Consider the following 9,010-nt stretch of genomic DNA (forward strand, 5'->3'; position numbering starts at 1 on the left):
CTGCGCCATGACTCTTCAACAATCCCGCCGCCTGCAAAGCCTGCTGCTCGGCACTCTGGCCTGGGCCATCGCGATCCTGATCTTCTTCCCGATCTTCTGGATGGTACTGACCAGTTTCAAAACCGAAATCGACGCGTTCGCCACACCGCCGCAGTTCATCTTCACGCCCACCCTGGAGAACTACCTGCACATCAACGAGCGCAGCGACTACTTCAGTTTCGCCTGGAACTCGGTGGTGATTTCCTTCAGCGCCACGGCCCTGTGCCTGCTGATCGCGGTGCCGGCGGCCTACTCGATGGCGTTCTATGAAACCCAGCGCACCAAAGGCACGCTGCTGTGGATGCTCTCGACCAAGATGCTGCCACCGGTGGGCGTGTTGATGCCGATCTACCTGCTGGCCAAGAGCTTCGGCCTGCTGGACACGCGCATCGCGCTGATCGTGATTTACACGCTGATCAACCTGCCGATCGTGGTCTGGATGATTTACACCTACTTCAAAGACATCCCCAAGGACATCCTCGAAGCCGCACGCCTGGACGGCGCGACGCTGTGGCAGGAAATGGTCCGGGTGTTGCTGCCGATCGCCAAGGGCGGCCTGGCTTCCACGGTTTTGCTGTCGCTGATCCTGTGCTGGAACGAGGCGTTCTGGTCGCTGAACCTGACCTCGTCCCAGGCCGCGCCACTGACCGCATTGATCGCCTCGTACTCGAGCCCCGAAGGCCTGTTCTGGGCCAAGTTGTCGGCGGTGTCGACCCTGGCCTGTGCGCCGATCCTGATCTTCGGCTGGATCAGCCAGAAACAATTGGTCCGCGGCCTGTCATTCGGCGCCGTGAAATGAAGATCGCCGACTCAACACGATCCCTGTAGGAGCCAGGCTTGCCGGCGAAGGCGATCTTTCGGACGCCTTCGCCGGCAAGCCAAGCTCCTACAGAAAAGCCCGTCCGGCTTAAATGAATAACAACATGTGGAGGCCCATCATCATGGCCAACCTGAAAATCAAAAATCTGCAAAAAGGCTTCGAAGGTTTTTCCATCATCAAAGGCATTGACCTGGAGGTGAATGACAAGGAATTCGTGGTGTTCGTCGGCCCGTCGGGCTGTGGCAAATCCACCCTGCTGCGGCTGATCGCCGGCCTTGAAGAAGTCAGCGGCGGCACCATCGAACTGGATGGCCGCGACATCACTGAAGTCAGCCCGGCCAAGCGCGACCTGGCGATGGTGTTCCAGACCTACGCCTTGTACCCGCACATGAGCGTGCGCAAAAACATGTCGTTCGCGCTGGACCTGGCCGGTGTAGCGAAAGCCGAAGTCGAGAAAAAAGTCGGCGAAGCGGCGCGCATCCTTGAACTCGGGCCGATGCTGGAGCGCAAGCCCAAGCAACTGTCCGGTGGTCAGCGTCAACGCGTGGCCATCGGCCGGGCGATCGTGCGCAACCCGAAAATCTTCCTGTTCGACGAGCCGCTGTCCAACCTCGACGCTGCCCTGCGGGTGCAGATGCGCTTGGAACTGTTGCGCCTGCACAAAGAACTGCAAGCCACGATGATCTACGTGACCCACGACCAGGTCGAAGCGATGACCATGGCCGACAAAGTCGTCGTCCTCAATGGCGGCAAGATCGAGCAAGTCGGTTCGCCACTGGACCTGTATCACCAGCCGGCCAACCTGTTTGTCGCAGGCTTCCTTGGCACGCCGAAAATGGGCTTCCTCAAGGGCAAAGTCACCCGCGTCAACGGCCAAAGCTGCGAAGTGCTGCTGGACGCCGGCACCCGCATCACCCTGCCGCTGAGCGGGGCGAATCTGAGTGTCGGCGGCGCGGTGACCTTAGGGATTCGTCCGGAACATCTGGAGCTGGCGCAACCCGGCGACTGCACCTTGCAAGTCACTGCCGACGTCAGCGAACGCTTGGGCAGCGACACCTTCTGCCACGTCCTGACGTCTTCCGGCGAAGCGCTGACCATGCGCGTTCGCGGCGATCTGGCCAGCCGTTATGGCGAAACCCTGAGCCTGCACCTGGATGCCGAACACTGCCATTTATTCGATGCCGACGGCGTGGCGCTGACCCGCCCAGTGCGCGCCGCAGCCTGATCCGAGAGCATGCGATGAAACTGAATAGACAGAACCTCAACCGCCTCGCTCCCGAGGTGGCCCTGCCCGCCTACACCCTGAGCGACACCCGCCAAGGCATCGCGCACATTGGCGTCGGCGGTTTCCACCGCGCGCATCAGGCGTACTACACCGACGCCTTGATGAATACCGGCGAAGCGCTGGACTGGGCCATCTGCGGGGTCGGCCTGCGCGCCGAAGACCGCCGCGCCCGGGACGATCTCAAAGAGCAGGATTATCTGTTTACCCTGTTCGAACTCGGCGACGCCGACGACGCCGAGGTCCGGGTCATCGGTGCCATCCGTGACATGCTGCTGGCCGAAGACAGCGCCGAAGTGCTGATCGACAAGCTCGCCGATCCAGATATCCGCATCGTCTCGCTGACCATCACCGAAGGCGGCTATTGCATCGATGACAGCAACGGCGAGTTCATGGCACACCTGCCGCAGATCCAGCACGATCTGGCTCACCCGAACGCACCGAAAACCGTGTTCGGTTTCCTCTGCGCCGCACTGGCCAAACGGCGTGCAGCCGGTATGCCCGCGTTCACGCTGATGTCTTGCGATAACCTGCCGCACAACGGCGCCGTGACCCGTAAAGCCCTGCTGGCATTCGCCGCCCTGCGCGACGCCGATCTGCGCGACTGGATCGAGCGCCATGTCAGTTTCCCTAATGCGATGGTTGACCGCATCACGCCGATGACCAGCACCGAGCATCGCCTGCAACTGGCCGACAAACATGCCGTCGATGACGCCTGGCCGGTGGTCTGCGAACCGTTTGTGCAGTGGGTGCTGGAAGACAAGTTCGTCAACGGCCGCCCGGCCTGGGAAAAGGTCGGCGTGCAGTTCACCGATGACGTCACGCCTTACGAAGAGATGAAGATCAAACTGCTCAACGGCAGCCATCTGGCCTTGACCTATCTGGGCTTTTTGAAGGGTTACCGCTTCGTTCACGAAACCATGAACGACCCGCTGTTCGTGCGCTACATGCGCGCCTACATGGACCTGGACGTGACGCCGCAACTGGCGCCGGTGCCGGGGATCGACCTGACCGAGTACAAAAATACCCTGGTGGCGCGCTTTTCCAATCAGGCGATTGCCGATCAACTGGAACGGGTGTGTTCGGATGGCTCGTCGAAGTTTCCGAAGTTCACCGTGCCGACCATCAACCGCTTGATTGCCGATGGGCAGGAGACCAAGCGTGCGGCGCTGGTGGTCGCGGCGTGGGCGCTGTACCTCAAAGGCGTGGATGAGAATGGCCAGACCTATGCAATTGCGGATCCACGGGCGGCGTTCTGCCAGACGCTGGTGGCCGATGATGTGTTGATCACTCAGCGGTTGTTGGAAGTGGAGGAGATTTTCGGGACGGCGATTCCGAACTCACCCGAATTTGTCGCTGCGTTCGAGTGGTGCTGTAACAGCTTGCGCGATGTTGGGGTGACGCGGACGCTGGAAAGAGTGCTCGCCGCCTGATCATTCCCACGCTCTGCGTGGGAATGCAGCCCGGGACGCTCCGCGTCCCATCCAGAAGCGGACGCAGAGCGTCCATTAAGGCATTCCCACGCAGAGCGTGGGAACGATCTTCGGTAGGGTGTTTCCATGGCAAACCAACAACTATTCCTCGGTATCGACTGCGGCACCCAAGGCACCAAAGCCGTGATCCTCGACGCGCACAGCGGCCAGGTCCTCGGTCAGGGCGCCGCTGCCCACAGCCTCATCAGCGGCGCCAATGGTCGTCGCGAGCAAGACACTGCCCAATGGCTGGAAGCCTTCACCCAGGCCACTCGTCGCGCGTTGCTCGCCGCAAATGTAGACGGCCAGGCCATCGTCGGCATCGGTGTTTCCGGCCAGCAACATGGCTTGGTGCTGCTCGACGATCGCGGCCAGGCGCTGCGCCCGGCCAAGCTCTGGTGCGACACCGAGTCCACGCCGGAGAATGACCGCTTGCTCGCCCATCTGGGCGGCGAAAAAGACTCCCTGGAACGCCTCGGCGTTGTCATCGCGCCGGGCTACACCGTGTCCAAACTGCTCTGGACCAAAGAACAGCACCCGGAGGTGTTCGCCCGAATCGCCCGCATCCTCCTGCCCCATGACTACCTCAACTTCTGGCTCACCGGGCGCAGTTGCAGCGAGTACGGCGATGCCTCGGGCACCGGGTATTTCAACGTGCGCACCCGCCAGTGGGACTTGCAACTGCTGCGCGACATCGACCCCACCGGACGCCTGCAAGCCGCGCTCCCGGAGCTGATCGATGCTCACCAACCGGTCGGCACAATCCTGCCGAGTATCGCCGAACACCTCGGCATCAACCCCAAGGCACTGGTCTCCAGCGGCGGCGGCGACAACATGATGGGCGCCATCGGCACCGGCAATATAAAGCCCGGCGCGATCACCATGAGCCTCGGTTCCTCGGGGACCGTGTACGCCTACGCCGAGCAAGCGAACGTCAGCCCGGACGCCTCGGTCGCGACGTTCTGCTCCTCCAGCGGCGGCTGGCTGCCGCTGATCTGCACGATGAACCTGACCAACGCGACCGGCGCGATTCGCGAGTTGTTCGAATTGGATATCGAAGCGTTCAACGCCTTGGTCGCGCAAGCGCCGATCGGTGCCGACGGCGTGTGCATGCTGCCGTTCCTCAATGGCGAGCGCGTTCCCGCCCTGCCCCATGCCAGCGGCAGCCTGCTGGGGTTGACCATGAGCAACCTGACCCGGGCCAATCTGTGCCGCGCCGTGGTAGAAGGCACCACCTTCGGTTTGCGTTACGGGCTGGACCTGCTGCGCCACAATGGCTTACAAAGCCTGCGCATCTGCCTGATTGGGGGCGGTTCGAAGAGCCCGGTGTGGCGACAGATCGTCGCTGACATCATGAATACGCCAGTGATTTGTACCGAGCAAAGTGAAGCCGCGGCCCTCGGCGCAGCGATTCAGGCGGCGTGGTGCAAATCCTGGGCAAACGGTCACGAAGACAGCCTGGCGGACTTGTGCGAGCGTTGCGTAAAGCTCGATCTGGCCAGTGAAACCTTACCGATTGCAGAAAATGTGGCGGCCTGTCAGCAGGCCTATGAACGCTATCGACAGCATGTCGCAACCCTTTAAAGAGCGAGAAACTATGTATCTGGTATGTGGCGAAGCACTGTTCGATTTCTTCAGCGAAGACGATGCCAGCGGCTTGGCATCCAAAGTGAATTTCAAGGCAATTGCCGGCGGCTCGCCGTTCAATGTGGCCGTAGGTTTGCGCCGCTTGGGCGTAGACGCCGCACTGTTTGGCGGGCTATCGACCGATTACCTCGGCCGACGTTTGCAGCAAGTGCTGCACGATGAAGGTGTGCGCCCGGACTACCTCGTGGACTTTGCCGCGCCGACCACCTTGGCGATGGTCGCGGTCGGTGCCAATGGCTCGCCCCACTACAGCTTTCGTGGCGAAGGCTGCGCCGATCGGCAGTTGAGCCTGGCGCACCTGCCAGAGCTAGGGCCTGAAGTGCGCGGTTTGCACGTCGGCTCGTTTTCGCTGGTGGTGCAACCGATTGCCGATACCTTGCTGGCATTGGTGCAACGGGAAAGCGGCAAGCGCCTGATCAGCCTCGACCCGAACGTGCGCCTGAATCCCGAGCCGAACATCGAATTGTGGCGTTCACGGATTGCCACGCTGGTGGAGCTGGCCGACCTGATCAAGGTCAGCGACGAAGACTTGAGTCTGCTGTACCCCGAGCAAGATCCTCAGCGCGTCATCGAAGGCTGGCTGGAATATCGCTGTCAGTTGGTGTTCCTGACCCGTGGCGGCGAAGGCGCAACAGTGTTCAGCCGTGCCCACGGCTCGTGGTCGGTGCCGGCCAGTTCGGTGAAGATTGCCGACACCGTGGGAGCCGGCGATACCTTCCAGGCGGCGCTGATTACCTGGCTGACCGAGCAGCACCTGGATTCGGTTGAAGGTTTGCAGCAGCTGAGCCGTGAACAGATCGACGCGATGCTCAGGTTTGCGGTGAGCGCAGCGGCGCTGACGTGCAGCAAGACCGGGCCGGATTTGCCGTATCGGCAGCAGTTGAGCTGACATTCGCGCCCCCCTTATCACTACCGCAGGTGCTGGTTTCAGGACCTGCCGGTAGAGATTAAATATTTTTTTGATATATTTTTATTTCGATTAAAAATATGCAACGAGCCCTCAACCCAAATAAAAAGACAAACGGATATTGACAGTTTTATAGTCTTTAAACTTAAGAGCACAGTTATAGCGCTTCCTAATTTCATCTATTCCAAAAAACCAACTCCTTAAACTCCTGCCTCTTCAAACAGTACTACCGCTGAACGCGCAACAGATTCTTATCCTATTGAATTATATAAATAAAACAGATGATCACGGTAAGTTTCCATCAAGACAATCCAGCGGCTACTGAAGGCAAGTGCGTTCAACTAAAAATAACCAGCCCGTTACTTGACCGCTACATGCCTTCAACTAATATCCTTTCCACGCACAGCGCAGGTAAGGAAATTGCTGTGCGGTCATCCTTATACCCCACAACAGGAAAAGGAACTCCAACATGGAAAGTGTCGCTATCTCAGCTGCCCAAATTAACTGGAACGGCGGACAACGCATTACTCTAACCGCAGGAGATACAGCCACCTGTACCGCACTTAGCCCCGGCCAGCTTTATGGCATCTTTACCTACAACTCCGCTCAAAATGACAACAATTCGACTGTCTATGTGAACTGGAGCAACAGCCAGCCGCCCGTACCGATCACGGTGCCTGGTACCACGGCCAATGCAGGCCTGGCATCCTTGGGTTTTGTTTCGGGCACCGATACTCAAACCGTTTCGGTTTCACTGCCCAGCAATGCCGGTAACTCTCAGGTCGAAATCTGGTTGGGAAGTGTCGGCATGCCGACCAACACATCAGGGCTCAGCAACTATCCACTACCGGCCGATGGTGAGCAGCATCCGTTCAACAAGTACGCCCGTTACTATGCGGTACCCCCATCGAAATGGATGAACCTGACGATCACCAGCACCATTACACAGTTCCTCTCTTGCCAGTTCCGTGAGGCGCAAGCGACCGTGTTTGTTGTCAATGAGACTTCAAACGGCCTCCTTGCCAATCAGGTTACCAACATTGGGCCTACTGCCAGTGCGGCTGGGAGCGTCAAGATCGTTTACTCGCAGATTCAGAGCATTACCAATAATCTGCAAGGCGACGGTACGCAATGGGTGTGGATGGATGCTGACAGCCAGCAAGACTCTCAGAGCGCGACCATTTCCTTGCAATCGCTTTGAATTTCCTGGCTGAGTAATGAAGGAAGGCCCCACCCTGTGGGGCCTTCTTTTATTTGGTGTGACGGCCCCAATCGCCTCAAAAAACGCCTGTATTCATTGCGTAAAACCTCGGCTATAGGGGAAAGCCCGATACCCGTCAGGCCCCGGGCCTACGGCATTTCAACCTTGAACATGGCACTTTAATGCTGCACCATCCGCCCCTGCTTTTTCAAAGGACGGAACTCAAGGCATGCTGGACGCAAACGCAATCCATATCTCCCTCACACTCCAAGGCGTTTCCGTCGACCTGCAGGTCCTCAGCTTCGTCGGTCGCGAAGCCCTCAACCAGCCGTTCTGTTTCGACATCGAACTGGTCAGCGCCCGCCCCGACCTGAAACTCGAAGAGCTGCTGCACAAGCCCGGTTGCCTGACCTTCGGCGCCACCGGCCAGGGCAAAATTCATGGCTTGGTGTACCGCATCGAGCAAGGCGATTCCGGCAAGAGCCTGACCCGCTACAGCATCAGCCTGGTGCCGCAACTCGCTTATCTGCGGCACAACCACGACCAGCAGATTTTCCAGCATTTAACTGTGCCGAAGATCATCGCCCAAGTGCTTGAGGCCCGCGGCATTCTGGCCGACGCCTACAGCTTCCAGCTCGGCGCGATCTACCCCGAGCGCGTGTACTGCGTGCAGTACGACGAATCCGACCTGCACTTCATCCAGCGCCTGTGCGAAGAGGAAGGCATTCACTTCCACTTCCAGCACTCGACCAGCGGCCACAAACTGGTGTTCGGCGATGACCAGACAGTGTTCCGCAAACTCGCGCCGGTGAGCTATCAGCAAGACTCCGGCATGGCTGCCAAAAAGCCGGTGATCAAGCGCTTCAACCTGCGCCTGGAAACCCGTACCACCCGCGTCAGCCGCCGCGACTACGACTTCGAAAAACCGCACCTACTGCCTGAGGGCGCGGCCAAAAGCGCGTTCGCCCCGGACCTCGAAGACTACGACTACCCCGGCCGCTTCACCGACCGTGCGCGCGGCAAGCAACTGGCGACCCGCGCCCTGGAACGCCATCGCAGCGACTACCAACTCGCCGAAGGCAAAGGCGACGAACCGACCCTGGTCAGCGGCCACTTCATGGCCCTCAGCGAACACCCGCGCACCGAGTGGAATGACCTCTGGCTGTTGCTGGAAATCGTCCACGAAGGCAAACAGCCGCAAGTGCTCGGCGAAAACATCACCAGCGACGTCACCCATAGCAAGGACGAGTTCCACCAGGGCTACCGCAACCGCTTCCTCGCCACGCCGTGGGACGCGCACTTCCGCCCGGCTCTGGAACACCCGAAACCCAAGGCCTTGGGCAGCCAGACCGCCATCGTCACCGGCCCGCCGGGCGAAGAAATCCACTGCGACGAATACGGCCGCGTCAAAGTGCAGTTCCACTGGGACCGCGACGGCCAGGGCAACGACACCAGCAGCTGCTGGCTGCGCGTCGCCACCGGCTGGGCCGGCAACGCCTATGGCGGCATCGCCATCCCGCGAGTAGGCATGGAAGTGCTCGTGACCTTCCTCGAAGGCGACCCCGACCAACCGCTGATCACCGGTTGCCTGTACCACAAGGAAAACGTCGTCCCCTACGACCTGCCGGCGAACAAAACCCGC

Annotated in this window: 7 protein-coding genes; all 7 read left to right on the plus strand. The window is 59.8% G+C overall.

The window, feature by feature from the left end; genetic code table 11:
- Positions 1-7: 7 nt before the first annotated feature.
- Positions 8-838, plus strand: coding sequence for a carbohydrate ABC transporter permease (locus PMI18_RS05235; protein WP_007905617.1), 831 nt, complete (start codon positions 8-10; stop codon positions 836-838).
- A gap of 142 nt (positions 839-980) precedes the next feature.
- The gene (locus PMI18_RS05230; protein WP_007905624.1) at positions 981-2,084 is read left to right on the plus strand and encodes an ABC transporter ATP-binding protein; all 1,104 of its coding nucleotides are present in this window, start codon (positions 981-983) and stop codon (positions 2,082-2,084) included.
- Positions 2,085-2,098: 14 nt separating this feature from the next.
- On the plus strand, positions 2,099-3,574 hold the full coding sequence (locus tag PMI18_RS05225) for a mannitol dehydrogenase family protein (RefSeq protein ID WP_007905626.1): 1,476 nt from the start codon (positions 2,099-2,101) through the stop codon (positions 3,572-3,574).
- A 126-nt stretch (positions 3,575-3,700) separates the two neighbouring features.
- On the plus strand, positions 3,701-5,197 hold the full coding sequence (gene xylB / locus PMI18_RS05220; RefSeq protein ID WP_007905627.1) for a xylulokinase: 1,497 nt from the start codon (positions 3,701-3,703) through the stop codon (positions 5,195-5,197).
- Between the two features lie 13 nt (positions 5,198-5,210).
- The gene (locus PMI18_RS05215; protein ID WP_007905628.1) at positions 5,211-6,149 is read left to right on the plus strand and encodes a carbohydrate kinase family protein; all 939 of its coding nucleotides are present in this window, start codon (positions 5,211-5,213) and stop codon (positions 6,147-6,149) included.
- A 487-nt stretch (positions 6,150-6,636) separates the two neighbouring features.
- The gene (locus PMI18_RS05210; RefSeq protein WP_007905629.1) at positions 6,637-7,368 is read left to right on the plus strand and encodes a hypothetical protein; all 732 of its coding nucleotides are present in this window, start codon (positions 6,637-6,639) and stop codon (positions 7,366-7,368) included.
- Positions 7,369-7,597: 229 nt separating this feature from the next.
- The coding region (locus tag PMI18_RS05205; protein WP_007905630.1) for a type VI secretion system Vgr family protein at positions 7,598-9,010 on the plus strand (1,413 nt) is incomplete at its 3' end.

This window comes from Pseudomonas sp. GM102, from assembly GCF_000282555.1.
GTDB lineage: Bacteria > Pseudomonadota > Gammaproteobacteria > Pseudomonadales > Pseudomonadaceae > Aquipseudomonas.

Excerpts from the sequence above, each read along its gene's own strand:
- PMI18_RS05215 (WP_007905628.1), top strand. The coding sequence starts at position 5,211 with ATGTATCTGGTATGTGGCGAAGCACTGTTCGATTTCTTCAGCGAAGAC.
- PMI18_RS05225 (WP_007905626.1), top strand. The coding sequence starts at position 2,099 with ATGAAACTGAATAGACAGAACCTCAACCGCCTCGCTCCCGAGGTGGCC.
- xylB (WP_007905627.1), top strand. The coding sequence starts at position 3,701 with ATGGCAAACCAACAACTATTCCTCGGTATCGACTGCGGCACCCAAGGC.
- PMI18_RS05230 (WP_007905624.1), top strand. The coding sequence starts at position 981 with ATGGCCAACCTGAAAATCAAAAATCTGCAAAAAGGCTTCGAAGGTTTT.
- PMI18_RS05235 (WP_007905617.1), top strand. The coding sequence starts at position 8 with ATGACTCTTCAACAATCCCGCCGCCTGCAAAGCCTGCTGCTCGGCACT.
- PMI18_RS05210 (WP_007905629.1), top strand. The coding sequence starts at position 6,637 with ATGGAAAGTGTCGCTATCTCAGCTGCCCAAATTAACTGGAACGGCGGA.